Annotated in this window: 16 protein-coding genes and 1 pseudogene; 5 read left to right on the forward strand and 12 right to left on the reverse strand. The window is 72.0% G+C overall.

Annotation, left to right across the window (positions count from 1 at the left end):
* Positions 1 to 20: 20 nt before the first annotated feature.
* Together RIN80_RS17305 and RIN80_RS17310 are read right to left on the reverse strand one after the other, a co-directional pair.
* Entirely contained in the window at positions 21 to 575 is a 555-nt protein-coding gene (locus RIN80_RS17305) for an NADH-quinone oxidoreductase subunit B family protein (protein ID WP_018528252.1), read from the reverse strand.
* 13 nt (positions 576 to 588) lie between these two features.
* Positions 589 to 948: an NADH-quinone oxidoreductase subunit A gene (locus RIN80_RS17310; RefSeq protein WP_003974383.1), complete on the reverse strand. Its 360-nt coding sequence runs from the start codon at positions 946 to 948 to the stop codon at positions 589 to 591.
* Positions 949 to 1672: 724 nt separating this feature from the next.
* Between RIN80_RS17310 and RIN80_RS17315 the strand changes: the two genes are divergently transcribed.
* Entirely contained in the window at positions 1673 to 2518 is an 846-nt protein-coding gene (locus RIN80_RS17315; RefSeq protein WP_309096496.1) for a C40 family peptidase, read from the forward strand.
* Positions 2519 to 2920: 402 nt separating this feature from the next.
* On the opposite strand, the gene RIN80_RS17320 is transcribed toward RIN80_RS17315, so the two are convergent.
* Positions 2921 to 4204 (reverse strand): geranylgeranyl reductase family protein, encoded by a 1284-nt coding sequence (locus RIN80_RS17320; RefSeq protein ID WP_309096497.1) that lies wholly within the window; start codon positions 4202 to 4204, stop codon positions 2921 to 2923.
* Positions 4205 to 4421: 217 nt separating this feature from the next.
* Here RIN80_RS17320 and RIN80_RS17325 point away from each other — a divergent pair, with 217 nt between their 5' ends.
* Positions 4422 to 4754 carry a PASTA domain-containing protein gene (locus RIN80_RS17325; RefSeq protein ID WP_309096498.1) on the forward strand — a complete coding sequence of 111 codons (333 nt, stop codon included), beginning with the start codon at positions 4422 to 4424 and terminating at the stop codon, positions 4752 to 4754.
* Positions 4755 to 4784: 30 nt separating this feature from the next.
* Here RIN80_RS17325 and RIN80_RS17330 read toward each other — a convergent pair whose 3' ends face one another.
* The 3 genes from RIN80_RS17330 to RIN80_RS17340 are packed head-to-tail and all read right to left on the reverse strand — an operon-like array spanning position 4785 to position 8808.
* Entirely contained in the window at positions 4785 to 5480 is a 696-nt protein-coding gene (locus tag RIN80_RS17330) for a demethylmenaquinone methyltransferase (protein ID WP_309096499.1), read from the reverse strand.
* A complete protein-coding gene (locus tag RIN80_RS17335; protein ID WP_309096500.1) occupies positions 5477 to 6592 on the reverse strand; it encodes an acyltransferase in 1116 nt (371 codons plus the stop codon). Before RIN80_RS17335 ends, RIN80_RS17330 begins: the two co-directional genes overlap by 4 nt.
* On the reverse strand, positions 6592 to 8808 hold the full coding sequence (locus tag RIN80_RS17340) for a bifunctional polysaccharide deacetylase/glycosyltransferase family 2 protein (RefSeq protein ID WP_309096501.1): 2217 nt from the start codon (positions 8806 to 8808) through the stop codon (positions 6592 to 6594). The genes RIN80_RS17335 and RIN80_RS17340 overlap by 1 nt, the downstream gene beginning before the upstream one ends.
* 660 nt (positions 8809 to 9468) lie before the next feature.
* Between RIN80_RS17340 and RIN80_RS17350 the strand changes: the two genes are divergently transcribed.
* Positions 9469 to 10473 (forward strand): chitinase, encoded by a 1005-nt coding sequence (locus RIN80_RS17350; protein ID WP_309096503.1) that lies wholly within the window; start codon positions 9469 to 9471, stop codon positions 10471 to 10473.
* A gap of 10 nt (positions 10474 to 10483) precedes the next feature.
* On the opposite strand, the gene RIN80_RS17355 is transcribed toward RIN80_RS17350, so the two are convergent.
* Both RIN80_RS17355 and mqnC read right to left on the reverse strand, forming a co-directional pair.
* Positions 10484 to 11146 (reverse strand): hypothetical protein, encoded by a 663-nt coding sequence (locus RIN80_RS17355; protein ID WP_309096504.1) that lies wholly within the window; start codon positions 11144 to 11146, stop codon positions 10484 to 10486.
* A gap of 7 nt (positions 11147 to 11153) precedes the next feature.
* Entirely contained in the window at positions 11154 to 12353 is a 1200-nt protein-coding gene (gene mqnC, locus RIN80_RS17360) for a cyclic dehypoxanthinyl futalosine synthase (RefSeq protein ID WP_309096505.1), read from the reverse strand.
* 261 nt (positions 12354 to 12614) lie between these two features.
* Between mqnC and RIN80_RS17365 the strand changes: the two genes are divergently transcribed.
* Positions 12615 to 12746 carry a hypothetical protein gene (locus RIN80_RS17365; RefSeq protein ID WP_309096506.1) on the forward strand — a complete coding sequence of 44 codons (132 nt, stop codon included), beginning with the start codon at positions 12615 to 12617 and terminating at the stop codon, positions 12744 to 12746.
* A 25-nt stretch (positions 12747 to 12771) separates the two neighbouring features.
* Here RIN80_RS17365 and RIN80_RS17370 read toward each other — a convergent pair whose 3' ends face one another.
* Both RIN80_RS17370 and RIN80_RS17375 read right to left on the reverse strand, forming a co-directional pair.
* On the reverse strand, positions 12772 to 13500 hold the full coding sequence (locus RIN80_RS17370; protein WP_309096507.1) for a prepilin peptidase: 729 nt from the start codon (positions 13498 to 13500) through the stop codon (positions 12772 to 12774).
* The gene (locus tag RIN80_RS17375; protein ID WP_309096508.1) at positions 13497 to 16496 is read right to left on the reverse strand and encodes a BTAD domain-containing putative transcriptional regulator; all 3000 of its coding nucleotides are present in this window, start codon (positions 16494 to 16496) and stop codon (positions 13497 to 13499) included. Before RIN80_RS17375 ends, RIN80_RS17370 begins: the two co-directional genes overlap by 4 nt.
* 180 nt (positions 16497 to 16676) lie before the next feature.
* On the opposite strand from RIN80_RS17375, the gene RIN80_RS17380 reads away from it, so the two are divergent.
* On the forward strand, positions 16677 to 17006 hold the full coding sequence (locus tag RIN80_RS17380) for a hypothetical protein (RefSeq protein ID WP_309096509.1): 330 nt from the start codon (positions 16677 to 16679) through the stop codon (positions 17004 to 17006).
* A gap of 109 nt (positions 17007 to 17115) precedes the next feature.
* On the opposite strand, the gene RIN80_RS17385 is transcribed toward RIN80_RS17380, so the two are convergent.
* The gene (locus RIN80_RS17385) at positions 17116 to 17343 is read right to left on the reverse strand and encodes a hypothetical protein (RefSeq protein ID WP_309096510.1); all 228 of its coding nucleotides are present in this window, start codon (positions 17341 to 17343) and stop codon (positions 17116 to 17118) included.
* A gap of 292 nt (positions 17344 to 17635) precedes the next feature.
* Positions 17636 to 18289, reverse strand: a pseudogene (locus tag RIN80_RS17390) (hypothetical protein); the annotation flags it as partial.

Below are 18289 nucleotides of genomic sequence, written 5' to 3' on the forward strand. Positions count from 1 at the left end.
GTTCGCGCTGTTCGCGTCGCTCATCGCAGCAGCCCCTTCATCTCGATCGTGGGCAGGGCCTTGAGCGCCGCCTCCTCCGCCTCGCGGGCCGCCTCCTCGGCGTTCACGCCGAGCTTGGAGGACTGGATCTTCTGGTGGAGCTTGAGGATGGCGTCCATCAGCATCTCCGGCCGTGGCGGGCAGCCGGGGAGGTAGATGTCGACCGGCACGATGTGGTCGACGCCCTGGACGATCGCGTAGTTGTTGAACATGCCGCCGGAGGAGGCGCAGACCCCCATGGAGATCACCCACTTGGGGTTCGGCATCTGGTCGTAGACCTGCCGGAGCACCGGCGCCATCTTCTGGCTGACCCGGCCGGCGACGATCATCAGGTCCGCCTGGCGGGGCGAGCCCCGGAAGACCTCCATGCCGAAGCGCGCCAGGTCGTAACGGCCGGCGCCGGTGGTCATCATCTCGATGGCGCAACAGGCGAGGCCGAACGTGGCGGGGAAGACGGACGACTTGCGTACCCAGCCCGCGGCCTGCTCGACGGTGGTCAGCAGGAAGCCGCTCGGCAGCTTTTCTTCGAGTCCCATGACTTGTGGCCCCTCAGTCCCATTCCAGGCCGCCGCGCCGCCATACGTACGCGTACGCGACGAAGACGGTGAGCACGAAGAGCAGCATCTCCACGAGCCCGAAGATCCCCAGGGCGTCGAAGGTGACGGCCCAGGGGTACAGGAAGACGATCTCGATATCGAAAATGATGAAGAGCATCGCCGTCAGGTAGTACTTGATCGGGAAGCGCCCGCCGCCGGCCGGCGTGGGGGTCGGCTCGATACCGCACTCGTAGGCCTCGAGCTTGGCCCGGTTGTACCGCTTGGGCCCGATCAACGTGGCCATGACCACGGAGAAGATCGCAAAGCCTGCCCCGAGGGCTCCCAGTACGAGGATGGGCGCATAAGCGTTCACCGCTCCTCGCTCCTCTCAGTCGGCACTGACTGCTGGCGGTTGGCGTCGGGCTCACGTCCGCCCCACCAGTCCCGCGAACCCCGCCCGCCCCGGCGAAGATCGGGAACATGTGAAGCAGGTCACAAGCCCAACCGCGTGCATCTTATGCCCGACGCTCTGTGATCTGCGACACGGGGTATTGCACAAGCTTTGTGATCTCCACCACCTGACGATCGATCATGAAGTCGGATGAGCGGTGATCTTCACACGCGAAGCGTCCGAGTGATCACCAGAGGTGACATTTTGGCTCGTCAGCGCAGCTCGGGGGGTGCGTCTCCATATCAAGAGAGTTCGCGTGCATGCAAATTGGCGGCGGCCTCGATCTCTTGATAGAGGCGCGTTCACACCTCCGGGGGCGCGCGAGGCGGGGTGTGGACGCGTGCACGCGTTCACGATCTCCGCGCGGTCGTGATCCGGCCGTGATCCACGCGCCGGGACGCCGCCGCCGGGGCAACCGTTCCGTGACCTCCGCCACATTGATGAGAGGCTCATGAGAACGGGGCTTGGCCAATCGAGCCAACCAGTGGTAAGCGCGGGGCAATTCGGGCGTATTGATCAAACACCGTGATCACAGGCCGGTTACATCGCGCCCGCAATGTCCGTTACGGCGTCAATAAAGAGCCTCGTTCGGGGGTTTTGGGCTCTCGGTTGAACAACTGTGGCGCAGCACACGTTCCTTGAAGATATGAAGGAGCCCCTGGTACCGGTTGTTCCCATGTCCCACACCGCTCACATACGCAGCCACCGGAAGCCCCGCCGCAGCGCGACCTCTTCGATCGCCATGCGTGCCGGAGTCGCCGGTGGCGTTCTCAGCATGGCGGCGGCGGGTGCGTCGGCCTCGGCGAACGCCGCCGAGCCGGTGACGCAGACCATCGAACTGCCCACCCTGACGGCCGACATGTCCGCCGCGGTCGCCCAGTCGGCGGCCGCCACGCAGCAGGCCGCCGCGAACTACGAGCTGCGCGCAGAGCGTGACGCCGCCGCCGCCAAGGCCGCCGCGGAGGCCAAGAAGGACCTCGCCGAGGCGAAGAAGAAGGCCGAGGCCAAGAAGAAGGCCGCCGAGGCCGCCCGCAAGGCCGCCGCCGAGCGTGCCGAGCGCAGCGCCGAGCGCGCCACGCTCTCCACGACCGCGTCCGCGTCCGCCTCCACCTCCACGTCGGTCTCGGCGCCCGCCAGCGGCAGCGTCGCCACCGTCATCGCCTTCCTCAAGGCGCAGGTGGGCGACGCCTACGTCATGGGCGCGACCGGTCCCAACGCCTGGGACTGCTCCTCGCTGGTGCAGGCGGCGTACAAGCAGGTGGGTGTGGACCTGCCGCGCGTCTCGCAGGACCAGTCGATGGCCGGCACGGACGTCCCGCTGTCCAGCATCCAGGTCGGCGACATCCTGTACTGGGGCGGCAAGGGCTCCGCGTACCACGTGGGTGTCTACATCGGGAACGGCCAGTACCTGGACGCGGCCAACCCGTCCAAGGGCGTCGTCATCCAGGACCTGTCGGGCTACCCGGCGTCGGGCGCGGTGCGCGTCCTGTGACATCACTCCCGCACTGATGCACGCATAAGGGACAAGAGGGCCGCTGCCGCTCGAGGGCAACGGCCCTCCCGGCCTGTCCGGGCCCGCCCCGCACACCCCGGCACGCCCACACGCCCCTCCAGGGCCCCTGTGAGCGCCTCGCCGGGGCCGGGCGCACCCCGGGCGGTCCGAACCGGCGCCGCGGCTCGTCCACGCGCTTCAGGGGCTCTGTCCCCTACGGCCGGCACGACTCCCCTGCCCGACGGCACCCTATGCCCGGATCATCCCCGTTCGACGGTTGCTTGACGGGGCGTGAGGAGGCGACGGCGCGCGAGTGTGAGGACCGGCCACGACAGCCGGCGGACCGGCGTGACGAGGTGTACGTGCGCCGAGCCGCCGACGTGACTCTCCCCGGGCGGCCGGTCAGGCCTTCGGGGCGACCTTGCTCAGTCCGTTGATGATCCGGTCCATCGCGTCGCCGCCCGTCGGGTCGGTGAGGTTCGCGAGGAGCTTCAGGGTGAACTTCATCAGCAGCGGGTGCGTGAGACCGCGCTGGGCGGCGATCTGCATGACCTTCGGGTTGCCGATGAGCTTCACGAACGCACGGCCGAGGGTGTAGTAGCCGCCGTAGGTGTCCTTCAGGACGCGCGGGTAGCGCTGGAGGGCCATCTCCCGGCCGGCCGGGGTCGAGCGCGCGTGGGCCTGGACGATGACGTCGGCGGCGATCTGGCCGGACTCCATGGCGTAGGCGATGCCCTCGCCGTTGAACGGGTTCACCAGGCCGCCGGCGTCGCCGACCAGCAGCAGGCCCTTGGTGTAGTGCGGCTGGCGGTTGAAGGCCATGGGGAGCGCGGCACCGCGGATGGGCCCGGTCATGTTGTCGGGGGTGTAGCCCCAGTCCTCCGGCATGGACGCGCACCACGCCTTCAGGACCTCGCGCCAGTCCAGCTCCTTGAAGGACTCGGAGGTGTTGAGCACGCCCAGGCCGACGTTGGAGGTGCCGTCGCCCATGCCGAAGATCCAGCCGTAGCCGGGCAGCAGGCGGTCCTGGGCACCACGGCGGTCCCACAGTTCGAGCCAGGACTCCAGGTAGTCGTCCTCGTGGCGGGGGCTGGTGAAGTACGTCCGCACCGCCACGCCCATCGGGCGGTCCTCGCGGCGGTGCAGGCCCATCGCGAGGGAGAGCCGGGTGGAGTTGCCGTCGGCGGCGACGACCAGCGGCGCGTGGAAGGTGACCTCGCGCTTGTCCTCGCCGAGCTTGGCGTGCACCCCGGTGATGCGGCCCGTACGGTCGTCGACGATCGGCGCGCCCACGTTGCACTTCTCGAACAGGCGGGCACCGGCCTTCTGGGCCTGCCGGGCGAGCTGCTCGTCGAAGTCGTCGCGCTTGCGGACCAGGCCGTAGTCGGGGAAGGAGGCGAGATCCGGCCAGTCGAGCTGGAGGCGGACTCCCCCGCCGATGATCCGCAGGCCCTTGTTGCGCAGCCAGCCGGCCTCTTCCGAGATGTCGACGCCCATCGCCACGAGCTGCTTGACGGCGCGCGGGGTGAGGCCGTCACCGCAGACCTTCTCGCGCGGGAACTCGGTCTTCTCCAGGAGCAGTACGTCGAGTCCGGCCTTGGCGAGGTGGTACGCGGTCGTGGAGCCGGCTGGCCCCGCGCCGACGACGATGACATCGGCGGTGTTTTCGGAGAGGGGCTCGGTCACGGCGGGATCTCCCCAAGGTTCGAAGTCTGCGTGCCGACCGGCACAGGACACGGGCAGTCTATTCAGCGCGCTTGATCACCCGGTCGAAGGGCCGCCCCCGACGCGACATGGCCGGTTACTCTCCGCGTTCGACTGTCACGGAAAGACACCTGCCGCTTCCGGCCGCCGCGGAGCCGGAGTTACCCTTCCCGTACCGCTGGGGGTGACATCTGTGCACATGTCCCGCAAAACACCCGGGGTGCGGGTTCCGCGCCTGGTCGGCCTGATGGCCGTGGACGCGCGCGAGACGGCCCGGTCCCAGGGGCTGTTCCTCAACGCGCCGGACCGGCCCGACTTCCACCTCGCCGTGGTCGAGTACGTCGTACGCCAGTACCCGCAGCCCGGCGCCGAGGTGCCGCGGGAATCGATGGTCTACGTGTGGTTCGACTTCGGGCCGGGCGAGGGCGGCGGGGGCGTGCACGAGCCACGGGTCCCACAACCGCCCGGGGGCGGGCTGCGACGGGAGCTGGACGAGCCGGGCGACCCGCACATGGTGCTCAGCGACCGCTAGGGCCCGGCCCCCGGGGAGGGCTCGACGGGCTCAGCTCTCCTTGAAGGCCCGGTGCAGGGCGACGATCCCGCCGCTCAGGTTGCGCCAGGCCACCCGCGACCAGCCTGCCCCGCCCAGCCGCCCGGCCAGGGCGGCCTGGTCGGGCCAGGCGCGGATGGACTCGGCGAGGTAGACGTACGCGTCGGGGCTGGAGGACACGGCCCGGGCCACCGGCGGCAGGGCGCGCATCAGGTACTCGGTGTAGACCGTGCGGAACGGCGCCCACGTCGGGTGCGAGAACTCGCAGATCACGATCCGCCCGCCGGGCCGGGTCACCCGGTGCATCTCGCGCAGCGCCGCGTCCGTGTCCTGCACGTTGCGCAGCCCGAAGGAGATGGTGACGGCGTCGAAGCTGTCGTCCTTGAACGGCAGTCGCGTCGCGTCGCCGGCGGTGTACGGCAGCCAGGGCTGCCGCTGCTTGCCGACCCGGAGCATGCCCTGGGAGAAGTCGCAGGGGACGACGTAGGCGCCGGTGCGGGCGAAGGGCAGCGAGGAGGTGCCCGTGCCCGCGGCCAGGTCGAGGATCTTCTGCGCCGGGCGCGCGTCCACCGCCCTGGCGACCTCCTTGCGCCATCGCCGGTCCTGGCCGAGGGACAGCACGTCGTTGGTCAGGTCGTACCGTTCCGCCACGTCGTCGAACATCGAGGCGACTTCGTGCGGCTGCTTGTCCAGGGATGCGCGGGTCACGGGCCCATTCTTGCAGTACGCCCTCCGGGCAGGAGCCGGGGTGCGCGCCGTGCCGCCACGTCCTCCACCCAGCCGCACAGCAGCACGAACACGGCGATCAGCACCCAGGCCACGCCGAACAGGAACCACTGGCTCTCCAGCGGCAGATACGCCTCGAAGGCCGGCACGTCCCAGCACCGGTCGATCAGCGGTACGGCCAGGACCAGCGCGATCTCGTGCCACAGGTAGATCGTCACCGCGCGGGCGTTGAACACCGTCACCAGCCGGTCGAAGCGCCGGTGCCGGGCCGGGCCCGCGAAGCCGGTCCCGAGACGGGCCTTGGCGTACAGCAGCAGCGCCACGAACCCGGCCGACCAGAAGGCCTGCGCGAGCGGGTTCTCGTCCAGGTCGTACGTGCCGTACTCGGCCTGGTGCGCGAGGGCGTACCAGGCGCCGTACGCCAGGGCCGCCAGGGCGGGCGGGAGCACCGACGCGGGCTTCAGCCGGGCCAGTACGCCGTCGTGGTGGGCGAAGCCGAGGAGCCAGCAGCACAGGAAGACCGCCAGGTCCGTGAGGGCGCTGCCGAACCGGCCGTCCGGCGGTTGCCGGACGTACGTGAGCACGACGACCGGGGCGAGCGAGGAGAGCAGCACCGGGACGGGCGCGCGCCGGAACAGGCGCAGCAGCGGCGGGGAGAGGAGCACGAACCACAGGTAGGTGCGCAGGTACCAGCAGATCTCCCAGGCCTGCTCGCCCCAGGCGCTGCCCGGCGGATCGCCGAGCGGCACGACCCAGTAGACGATCTGCCACCCCGGCATCCAGCCGTGCACCAGCATCGCGCCGGTCACGAACAGGCCCCACAGCCAGAAGGGCGGCAGCAGCCGCCGGAACCGGTTCCGAATCACCCCGGGCGCGGGGCGCCCGAGCGACCGGGCCATGAGGGTGCCGGCCAGGCCGAACATCACGCCCATGGAGGGGAAGACCAGTCCGGCCCAGGCCCACTCGAAGGTGTGATAGGCGACGACCCGGACCAGGGCGAGCGCGCGGAGCGTGTCGAAGTAGCGGTCGCGGCCGGCCGGCGCCGTGGCACCGATCCGGTCCGCGACCGCGGTGCCCTTGCGGTGGGCCCCCATCAGCCCGTCCCCACCGGGGTCCCGACCTCGCCGGTCCGCTTCAGTTTCTGCCAGCGCAGCCGGCCGCCGGTGAGGGCGGTGACGCAGGAGTGGATGAGGACGAGGTACATCATCTGCCGGTAGGCCAGCTGCTGCAGCGGCATCATCAGCAGGTACCGGTACTTCTCGCCGTCCAGGCGGAAGGCGTAGGCCGCGCACAGCAACTGGACGGCGAGCACGGCCGCCCACGCGAGCAGGGACGCCCGCAGGTCGACGAAGATCATCGCGTAGACGGTGAAGACGTCGATGAGCGGGGCGAAGACCGGCGTGACGATCTGGAACAGCACCACCAGCGGCATGCCGACCCGCCCGAAGCGGCCCGAAGGCCCCTTGTCGGTGAGGGACTTGCGGTGCTTCCACAGGGCCTGCATGGTGCCGTAGGACCAGCGGTAGCGCTGGGACCACAGCTGCTTGAGCGAGCCCGGCGCCTCCGTCCACGCGCGGGCGTGCTCCTGGTAGACGACCCGCCACCCGGCGCGGTGCAGCGCGATGGTGATGTCGGTGTCCTCGGCGAGCGTGTCCTCGCTCATGCCGCCCACCTGGAGCACCGCCTCGCGGCGGAACGCCCCGATCGCGCCGGGGATGGTGGGCATGCAGCGCAGCAGGTCGTACATGCGCCGGTCGAGGTTGAAGCCCATCACGTACTCGATGTGCTGCCAGGCGCCGATGACGGTGGTGCGGTTGCCGACCTTGGCGTTGCCCGCGACCGCGCCGACCTCCGGGTCGGCGAAGGGCTGCACCAGCTGCCGTACCGTGTCCGGTTCGAAGACGGTGTCGCCGTCCATCATCACGACGAGGTCGTACCGGGCACTGCGCACACCGTTGTTGAGCGCGGCCGGCTTGCCCGCGTTGGCCTGGCGGATGACGCGGACGTTGGGCATGCCGAGGGACTCGGCGATGTCGGCCGTGCCGTCCGTCGAGCCGTCGTCGACGACGATGATCTCGATGGGGTGGGTGCTCCGGGCCAGGGAGCCGAGGGTGTTGGCGATGCACTCCTTCTCGTTGTAGGCCGGGACGATCACGCTCACCGGCCGCGTCACGGGCGGCCCCCAGCCGAAGCGGCGCCGGTTGCGCCGCCTGTGGTGGCGGCGGGCGAGGACCAGCATCATCCCGAAGCGGCCCAGGACGGCGACGCCGACGACCATGAGCGCGACGGACAGCGTCGGCACGGCGGCCTCGGCGACGGCGACGGCCGCGACCAGGGCTCTGCCCTCGTAGAGGATCGTGCCGGTGGCCTCGCGGTGGGCGGCCTGGAGCCCGGCACGCCGGTCCTGCGGCGTCCCGGGCGGTGCCTGCCCCTGCGCCGCGAGGACACCGCTGACGGTGGTGAAGGTGTAGCCCCTCGCCCGCATCTTCTCGATGTACTGCGGCAGCGCGGCGATGGTCTGGGAGCGCTCGCCGCCCGCGTCGTGGAAGAGGACGGAGGCGCCCTCGTTCTTCTCCGGCGTGGCCCACTGGACGATCTTCGCCACGCCCGGCCGCTTCCAGTCGTCGCTGTCGGTGTCGACGAAGACGCTGGTGTAGCCGTCCTGGCCGAGCTTCTTGTAGACGGGCCAGCTGTAGTTGTCGATGGCGTCGGTCCGCGAGGAGTAGGGCGCCCGGAACAGGGTGGTGGTGATGCCGGCGGCTCCCGCGAGCGCGAGCTGGGTCTGTTCCATCTCGCGCCGGACGCGGGCGTCGCTCTGGTAGGACAGGTCGACGTGCGTGAAGGTGTGGATCCCCACCTCGTGGCCCTGGTCGACCATGTCCGCCACGATGCCCGGGTGGCGCGAGACCATCGAGCCGACCAGGAAGAACGTGGCGGGCACGTCGTACTTCTCCAGGATGGCCAGCACCTGGGGCGTCCAGGTCGGGTCGGGGCCGTCGTCGAAGGTGAGCGCGATGGTCTTGTCCGGGACCGAGACGGTCGTGGCCTGTCCGCCGCGGAAGGTGACGATCGGCCCGCCGTCCAGGACCTCGTCCGGTACGTCGCCGGCGCTGGCCCCGGTGCGTACGCGCTGGTCGCCGCCGACCTCGGCGCGCAGATAGCCGTCGAGGAGCATCACGCAGACCAGCGCGAGCAGGAGCAGCAGGGCGAGGACGACGCGCGGCCGCTGCAGCGCGGCGGCCTTGCCCGCGGCCCGCTCCATCCGGGAGGGGGCGCGGCGGCGGCCGCGGGAGGGGGTGGTCGTGGTCATACGGCGGCCCCGGTCATCCGGAGACCGCGGCGGCGGACGCCGAGGCGGAGGCGGACACGGACGGCAGCGGGGTGGGAACACCGGTTCCGGCCGCCGTCCCGGGCGCTACCGACGGAATCCCCGTCCCGACCGGGCCCGTAGGGGCTCCTGTCCCGGCCGGGGCCGTCGGGAGGCCCGGGCCGGCCGGACCGCCGGGGCCACCGCCGGGCCCCGCACCCGCGAACGGGAGCAACCGCGACGGTGTCAGCGCGGTGCCCCAGCCCAGGAAGGCCGCGCCGAGCACGGCCGCGTACCCGAGGCAGACGGCCCCCACGGCAAGGCCGATCCGGCGCAGCAGCCGGGCGCGGCGTCCGGAGGTGTCGACGAACACGGGCCCTTCGGGGGACCCGGTGCCGCGTTTGCGGCGGCGACCGCGAGCTGTGCGGTTCTCGATGGCGGGCTCGGAATGCATTCACCGGACACTAGAGCCGCTTCATGTGCCATAAACTCGGGTTTTCCTGTGTGAGAGCCATGAGAAACGACCCGGGCTGTCCCTTCTCTGAGAGTTCTCGCGAATGCCGACGGAACGCGTCATGTGCCCCCACCCTCGTGAGACGTTTGCGGCCGGGAAACGTACTGGTCCTTGACCCCGGAGACCTCACGAGAACGGGAGCGCACGCCATGAGGAGTTCGCGAAGGCCGGCCGCCGGTCTCGGTTGTCTGATCGCCCTCGCCCTCGCCGCCGCGGGCTGTTCGGGCCAGGACGGCCCGGCCCGCGCTGCCGACGCGGCGACGGCCGCCGCCGGAGCAGGCACCTCGTACGCCCCGTACGTCAGCGCCACCGAGGCCGCCGCCACCGACACGGCCGGCTCCCCCACGACGTACAACCTGGCCTTCGTCATCGCGGAGGGCAGCGACTGCACGCCGCGCTGGAACGGCACCCACGCCCTCGACGACCCGGCGGTCGCCGCCCGCGTCGCGGCGCTCAAGGAGGACGGCGGCCGGGTCCGGGTCTCCTTCGGCGGCGCCTCCGGGAAGGAACTCGCGGCGAACTGCGACAGCGTCTCCGCACTGGCTGCGGCCTACGGCCAGGCCCTGGACGCGGCCGGCACCACCCTGGCCGACTTCGACATCGAGGGCGACGACCTGTCCGACTCCGCCTCCGTCGCGCTGCGTTCGCGGGCGATCGCGCGGCTGCAGGAGCAACGGGACGGCCTGGAGGTCTCGTTCACACTGCCGGTGATGCCGTCGGGCCTGGACGAGGACGGTCTGGCGCTGCTCGCCTCGGCCAACGACCACGGTGTGCGGGTCTCCACGGTCAACCTGATGACGATGAACTACGGCTCGTCCTACCACGGCGACATGGGCGGATACGCGCTCACCGCCGCCGAGGCCGCGCACACGCAGCTGAGGAAGGTCTTCCGCACGTCGGACGCCGAGGCCTGGCAGGGCATGGCGCTCACGTCGATGATCGGCGTCAACGACGTCGCGGGCGAGACCTTCACGCTCGCCGACGCGGCCGAGGTCCGTGCCTTCGCCGAGGAGAGGAACATCGCCTGGGTGTCGATGTGGTCGACGGCCCGGGACCGGCAGTGCGCGGCCGGCCGCGGGAGCGGCGGGGCGGCGACCGACTGCAGTGGTGTGACGCAGGGTCCGGGGGCGTTCGCCGAGGCCTTCGCGGGCTGAGCCGCCGGCTTCAGCGGGCCCGGTACACCAGCCGGCCGGCCAGCACGGTCGCCACGCAGGTGGCCGCGCCGCGCTCGCGCAGGGCCGACTCGTCGGGTACGTCGAACACGGCCAGGTCGGCCCGGCCGCCGATGGTGAGCGGGCCGTGGACCGTGCCCAGCAGGTCGTGGCCCTCGGCGAACGGGTCGAGGTCGGGCCGCTCGCCGAGCAGCGGGCCGGGGGCGTTCGTGATGCCGACGACGGTCAGGCCGGACCGGGCGACGGCCATCGCCACCAGCGGGTCGCGGAAACGGGCACCGGGCGAGGCGACCGCCGTGGTGCCGTAGCGCAGCATCCGCTGCACGCCGCGTCGTACGCTGCCCGCCCAGCGCGTCTCGCCGAGCTCGCCCAGCGCGGCCAGCCGCTCGCCCCACAGGGGCTGTTCGCCCAGTTCAGCGGCCTCACGCGGGTCGGGGTGGTAGCACTGGCGCAGCAGCCACAGCGCGTGCCACTGGCGCAGGCCCGGCGTGAGCACACCCGGCCAGCGCCGTACACGCGCGCCGGGCGTCTCGTCGGCGACGTCCTCGTACGGTCCGACGGCCGTGATCCGGTCGCCGTCGACCGCGACGGCGCCGTCCGTGACGGGGTCCGCGCCCGCGGGCAGGACCAGCGGGGCGGCGTGGATCGTCAGCACGGTCGGATCAGTTGGACGCCAGCAGCTTCAGCTCGGGGTGAGCCGTGCCGCCCTCGATGGCCGTGGAGGAGATGTGCGAGACCACGCGGTCGTCGACGGGGTCGTTCGCCGGGTCGTCGTGCACGACGAGGTGCTCGTAGGTGGTGGAGCGCTGGGCGGGGACCCGGCCCGCCTTGCGGATGAGGTCGATGATCTCCATCCGGTTCGACCGGTGCTTGGCGCCGGCCGACGACACCACGTTCTCCTCCAGCATGATCGAGCCGAGGTCGTCGGCGCCGTAGTGCAGGGAGAGCTGGCCGACCTCCTTGCCGGTGGTGAGCCACGAGCCCTGGATGTGGGCGATGTTGTCCATGAACAGCCGGGCGATGGCGATCATCCGCAGGTACTCGAAGAGCGTCGCCTGCGTGCGGCCCTTCAGGTGGTTGTTCTCGGGCTGGTACGTGTACGGGATGAAGGCCCGGAAGCCGCCCGTGCGGTCCTGGACGTCGCGGATCATGCGCAGGTGCTCGATGCGCTCGGCGTTGGTCTCGCCGGTTCCCATGAGCATGGTGGAGGTGGATTCCACGCCCAGGTTGTGCGCGATCTCCATGATCTCCAGCCAGCGTTCGCCGGACTCCTTCAGCGGGGCGATGGCCTTGCGGGGCCGCTCGGGCAGCAGCTCGGCGCCGGCACCGGCGAAGGAGTCGAGGCCGGCGGCGTGGATGCGCTGGATGGCCTCCTCCACGCTGACCTTGGAGATCCGGGCCATGTGCTCGACCTCGGACGCGCCGAGGGAGTGGATCACCAGCTGCGGGAAGGCTTCCTTGATCGCCTTGAAGTGCTTCTCGTAGTACTCGACGCCGTAGTCCGGGTGGTGCCCGCCCTGGAACATGATCTGGGTGCCGCCCAGCTCGACCGTCTCGGCGCAGCGGCGCAGGATGTCGTCGAGATCGCGCGTCCAGCCCTTGGCGGTGTCCTTCGGGGCGGCGTAGAAGGCGCAGAAGCGGCAGGCCGTGACGCACACGTTCGTGTAGTTGATGTTGCGCTCGATGATGTACGTCGCGATGTGCTCGGTCCCCGCGTACCGGCGGCGCCGCACCGCGTCGGCGGCGGCCCCCAGCGCGTGCAGCGGGGCGTCCCGGTACAGCGCGAGCGCCTCGTCCGGGGTGATCCGCCCACCGGCGGCAGCACGGTCGAGGATGGGCTGAAGGTCGGCCTTCTCGGTCACCGGGCGTCCCTTTCGTAAGGGTTGTGGACGGACCCGCCCAGCGTACGCCAGGGGGCTGAAGGGCCGGACGCCAGGCTGCGGGGGCCCGGGCCGTCAGGAACAGGGGCGGGGGGCGCGCGCCGCGTGGCGGACACGGGGCCCGGGCGTCATGGCCGACGCCGGTGCGCAGCGGGCACCGCTGGGCGAGCGGCCCGTGCTGTTCTGGGTGTTCGCGGCCGTCGCCGTGCTCGGCGCCGTGGACACCGTCTTCGGCTGCGCCGCATGGGCGGCGCGCATCGGCGCCGGCCGCTGCCCGGTGGGACCCGGGTGCTCGGTGCGCTGCTCGCCGCGTACGGCCTGGGGTTGTGGCCGGCCACCGTGGTGCGCCGGGTCGCCGGCGGTCTCGGCGCATGACCCGGGCCCGGAGGCGCCGGCCGGGTCAGGCCGTGTACGCGCCGATCAGGAGGCCCAGGAGGGCGCCGGTGATCAGGAACGGGCCGAACGGGATGGCCGTCTTGCGCGTGGCGCGGCGGGTGACGACCAGCGCGAGGCCGTAGAGGGCGCCGAGGAGGAAGCCGGCGAAGGTGCCGAGCATCACCGTGGACCAGCCGTACCAGCCGAGGACGGCGCCCGCGCCGAGGGCGAGTTTGACGTCGCCGAAGCCCATGCCCGCCGGGTTGACGAGGAAGAGGACGAAGTAGCCGCCGCCGAGGGCCAGGGAGCCGAGGAGGGCGGTGGTCCACTGCCCCGCGTGTTCCGGGACGAGCGCGGTGAGGCCGAGCAGGGCCAGGGCGGCCGCGGCGAAGGGGAGGGTGAGCGGGTCGGGCAGGCGCCGGACGCGGAAGTCGACCACGGTGAGCAGGACACCGACCGGCGCGAGCAGCAGCCAGACGGCGATCTCGGGGCGGGTGCCGGTCGCGGCGGCGAGGGCGGCGCACAGGGCCGCCGTCGTGAGGGCCAGGGGGGTCGTGCGCGGACCGTACCCGGGCTCCTCGCAGTCCCGGCAGGAGGCCGGGCCCAGCCAGCCCCTGACCGTGTGCCCGCCGGGGCACTGATGCCGCCACGGCTCCCCCGCGGGCGCCGAGAACCGGTAGGCCGCGCGCGGCAGCAACGCTCCCGCCGCCGCGCCCCACAGCGCGGCGGCCAGGACCAGCAGCCCGGTGCTCATCCCACCGCTGCGATCGCGTCACGCCACGTCGGCAGCAGCTCGTCCAGCAGTGCCTCCGTGCGCGGCGGCAGCCCGCGGGCCCCGCTGCGGCGGACGAGGTCGGTGGCGAGGGCCGTCAGCCGGTCCGCCTCGCCGGTGGCGTGGGTCGCGCGCAGCAGCTCGTGCCACAGCCGCTCGTCCTCCGGGGCGGTGCGCAGCGCCGCGTTCAGGGCCTCGATGGCCTTCTCCGCGCGGCCCTTCTCCCTGTGGAACGCGCACAGCGCGAGCCCGGTGTCCGCGACCAGCAGCGGCAGTTGCGCGTCGACGATCTCGTGGGTGAGCCACTGGTAGCGGCCCTCGGGCCGGTCGGCGAGCAGCGGCCCGCGCACCAGCACGAGCGCGTCGGTGAGCAGCCGCCCGCGCACGGCCCGGCTGCCGACGCCCTTGCCCTGTGTGGCCTCGTAGTACAGCGACCGCAGCACGTCCAGGTCGGAGACGACGGACTTGGCGAGCGTGAGCCGTCCGCCGGCGTCGGTGCCGAGGCGGGGTGTGCCGTCGGGGTCGGTGCCGAGCCAGGCGCGCAGCCGGTCCAGCAGCGCGCCGCGCACGTCGTCGGTGACGCCGCGCGGCCACAACGCCGAGGACAGCACCCGCGGGTGCACGCCCTCGCGGTGCAGGAGCAGCAGCGCCAGCGCCTCGTGCAGCAGGGCGCTGCGGTCCCCGTCCGGGGCGTCCAGGCCGATGATCTCGTACGGCCCGACGAGCCGGGCGTAGACGGCCGGGCGTCCCTGCTCGCTGATGTCGACCAGGAACGGCGGCCGGTGCGCGGGGTCGCCCTCGGGGCGGCTGTCCGGGTCGGCCTCGACGAACAGCTCGACCACGGCGCGCTGCTGGGCGGCGGGCAGCAGCTGGGCCTCGAGTTCCAGGCCGAGGAGCGGCGCGAGCAGCTTGCCCTGGCCGGTGATCTCCATCTCCCAGGCGGCGCCGGGCAGTTCACCGGTCTCGGTGCCGACGAGGTAGCCGATGCCCAGCCGGCTGGCGTCGGCGGCGAGTTCGGCGAGCCTGACGGCGTCCTCGGCGGAGGGCTGGGCGGCGAGCAGGACGAGGTGCGGGGCCCAACGCGTGTGCCGGGCGGGCCCGGTGCGCCCGGTGAGCACCGAGTCGTGCCCGGCGGCGCCCAGTGCCCCGCGCCGCTGCCGCGTCTCGGCCTCCATGGTCTCGACCAGCGCCTCGACGTCGTCCAGGTGCCGGATGCGGTTCGGGGCCAGCGGCGTGAGGTCCTCGCCGAAGCCGACGAGCGTGACGGTCATGCGGTCGGACCACCCGTTGGTGGCCAACTCGGCGGCGACGGAGGCGAAGACGGCGGCCCGGTCGGCCTCCCGGCCGGAGAGGGACACGATGCCGGGCACGGCCTCCAGGTTGAGCAGCAGCCGCGAGTCGTCCATGGTGCCGAGGCTGACCAGGCCCGGGTAGGGCGCGGCGGTGTCGGTGTCGCCGTAACCCTCGGCGTCCGTGCGGGCCAGCATCCAGAACGTCTGGTCCTGCCCCTGCTGCCAGGGCGCGGGCGGCTTCCCTGAGGGCTGGGCGAGCTGGAGGTGCAGGTCGCCGTTGCTGAGCCAGGCCGCGTACACCACCGGCAGCGGCCGTGACTCCTCGGCCAGGGAGGCGGCGAGCCCCCGCAGGGACCGGTCCAGCAGCCGGACGCCCTCCGGGTCGGCGCCGACGAGCAGCGCGTCCTGGACGTCCTGCGCGTCCCCGCCCGGCGTGGGCGGCTCCATGCCGCGCCGCCCGCCGGTGGAGCCGAACGCCGACTGCCACAGCGCCTGCCGGCGTCGCCGCCCGAGGGCGCCGAGGAGGCCGGCGGCGAGGAGGGGTGCGGCCAGGAGGGCTTCGGGAAGACCGAAGGCGCTCTCGGCCCCGGTGGCCGCCGCGGCCTGCCGCCGGTCGCCGTCGGGGGCGGGCTGCCGCTGCTCGGGGACGGACACCTGGGCGGCGCCACCGCCGGCGTGCTCGTGCCCGCCGCCCTGCGCGCCGGATCCGCCGTCCTGGGCGCCGGATCCGCCGCCGCCCTGGGCGTGGTCGCCGGTCTGGGCGTAGTCGGCGATCTGCTGCCGCACGTCGGGCGAGACGCCCGGTGACTCGTCGGGCAGCTCGACGAGTTCGCCGCCGCGCGCGTCGCCCGGCATCTCCATGATCCAGCCGGGCCGGATGAGGCTGGCCTCGGAGAGCTTGGACCCGTCCGGCTGCACGCGGTCCTTGTTGAGCTCGAAGATCTCCTTGTAGCGGCGCCCGTCACCGAGGTGGCGTTCGGCTATCTCCCACAGCGAGTCGTGGTGGCGTCCCTCGGGCGGCTGGATGCGGTAGTACTTCGTGTCGCCCTGCCGGGCGCTGCTGCCGGCGTCGGCGTGGGCGGCGGCGTGCGAGGCCTGCTCGGCGAGGGCGGCCGCGGTGCCGGCGGCCTGCTCCTGCTGCTGGGCGAAGAGGCCCGGCGTGGCCTGGGCGGCGGCCACGGCCGGCTTCTGGTGAGCGTCGTACCCCTGCCCGAGCTGCGACAGCCCGGGCGTGAAGCCGGCGGCGGTGGCACCGACGAGCAGCAGCGCGGCGACCAGCTGGCGCGCGAGCAACTGGCTGGGCCCGGCGCCCGGCACCCGGCCCGGAACGCCGACGCCCGACAGTGCGGCCTTCATCTCCACCAGCACACAGGCGGTGAACTGCGCCCACGCCAGCCACACGATGACGGTGAGGATGTTGAGGAAGGTGTGGACGGTGATCTCTTGCTGCAGCCAGTCGAGGCTCGGCACCCCGTGCGGCAGCGGCCAGCCGATCTGCGTGGCGAGCGCGACGGGCACGCCGACCAGGAGCACGGCCAGCGCGACGAACGCGAGGAAGGCCTTGACGAAGTCCCCCAACGACCGCCGCCGGATCCGCACGGGCTGCGGCGTCCGGTTCCTCGGGGCCGTCGTTCCCGTGGTGCCTCCCGTCGGGCTTGACGAGCTTGGGGTGCGGCGTCGCGGCATGGCGGGTGTCCTGGGGTCGTGAGGGGACATGCGTGGACTGCGTGAGGCCGAGCTGTGAGGTGTGGGTGTGCTGAGCCTACAGAGATCTTATGGACTCACCGTTGGGAGGCACATCAGGGCCGGGATACGGTGCTGGGGCGATCAGGGTGCAGGACGTGCTGGACGTGGGGGGACTGCCGTATGGGCCAGGGCAAGAGCGATCTCGCGCTCCCGCTCACCGAGTTGGAGGGGTTCGGGCGCCGGCTGCGTTCCCTCAAGACCCGGTTGAATCACACCGCGAAGCTCTTCGAGTCCTACCGGGACGACATCGGTGACGGCGGTGTCAATGACGCGCTCGGGGATTTCGAGTCCAACTGGGAGGACGGGCGTGAGGACATCACGCAGCAGCTCGACGCGTTGGCGAGTATGTCCGACGCCGTGGTGCGTGAGTTCAAGAAGCTCGATGACGAACTCACCAAGAAGGTGAACGACGCCATGAAGACCGAGGACAGGCGTAAGAAGCAGAAATAGCCGCCGAGCCAATGGCCGCCGAGCCACGGTCCGAAAGACAGAAGAAAGGCCCCGGTTCCGATCGACCGGGGCCTTTCTCGTCGCGCCGCGCCGCGCCGCGTCGCCTGTGTCAGGAAGCGACGGCGGCGTTGAGGTGCAGGTCCGCCGCGATGCCCTGCGGGGAGACGGCGAGGCCCACGCCGCCGCCGACACCGGCGGTCAGGCCGGCTGCCGTGGTCTCGACGTAGAGACCGGCAGCGGCGCCGGCGCCCGCGGCGACACCCGCCTGGCCGCCGGCGATGCCGTCCAGCTCGGCGTCGGACATCTGGGCGGTCTGGATCTGCGGGGTGAAGGCCATGGAAGGCGGTTCCCTTCGTCTGAAAAAGGTCGAGGTGCTCAAGCGCGACCGATCAAAGCACGCGGGGAGAACGGGCGGCCAGTCCGCGCTTGTGGAAGCGCGGGGGATTCCGGGATCCGGATTCACGGGTGTGGTGGTCCGGTCAGCGGCCGGCCCGTTCTCTTCACACCTTCCGCCCCGTCGCGGTGCACACGGGTGGTGTGCGACGGGGGAATCGCGCCGATCTCGGTCCCCGTCGGGAAGGTCCGCGACCTCGTGGTGAACGGTGTGCAGATCCTTCGAAGGTTCCGGATCAGCGGTTCACCGACTGGATCTCCCGTACCGTCACGTCCTGGGTCGTGCCGAATGTGCCGTCGGGGAGGTCCCCGCCCTGGCCGTTGGTACTGGTCCAGCTGATCTTCCAGGTGACGGTGGCGCGCAACGGGTAGGGGCCGTCGGAGCCGGTGGCGCGCAGGTAGCCGACGCCGCAGGGCGGGTTCCGGTCGGCCTTGCCCCGCGCGAACGGTTCGCCGATGCCGCCGTCCTCGTCGATCTCGCAGACGCCGGAGGCCGGGTAGGTGCGGGCGTCGGGCGTACCGGGCTCGACGCGCAGGGAGACGGGTTCGGCGGTGGTGGTCGCGGACAGGCCCGTGCCGGGGAGGCTCGCGGTGACCGAGAGCTTCCTGAAGCGGGCCTTGTCGAGCCAGATCCAGGTGGGCAGGTTGACCGTGGACTTCCCCGCCGGGGCCGTCTCGATCTCGGTGCCGGGGACGGGCAGTTCGTCGTAGGCGTACTCGGCGAGCACCTGCGGGGAGACGGCCAGGGGTTCGTTGGGGGGTTCGCCTTCGTCGACCCAGAAGGGTTGCTTGTCGCAGGCGTTCGCTTCGGGGTCGTCCTTGCGCTTCGGGTTCTTCACCGCCGCCCAGAACATGCCCTCGCCCTGCTTGTCGAGGTTGTAGTTCTTGTA

The organism is Streptomyces sp., from assembly GCF_031181705.1.
In the GTDB taxonomy this organism is placed as follows: Bacteria; Actinomycetota; Actinomycetes; order Streptomycetales; family Streptomycetaceae; genus Streptomyces.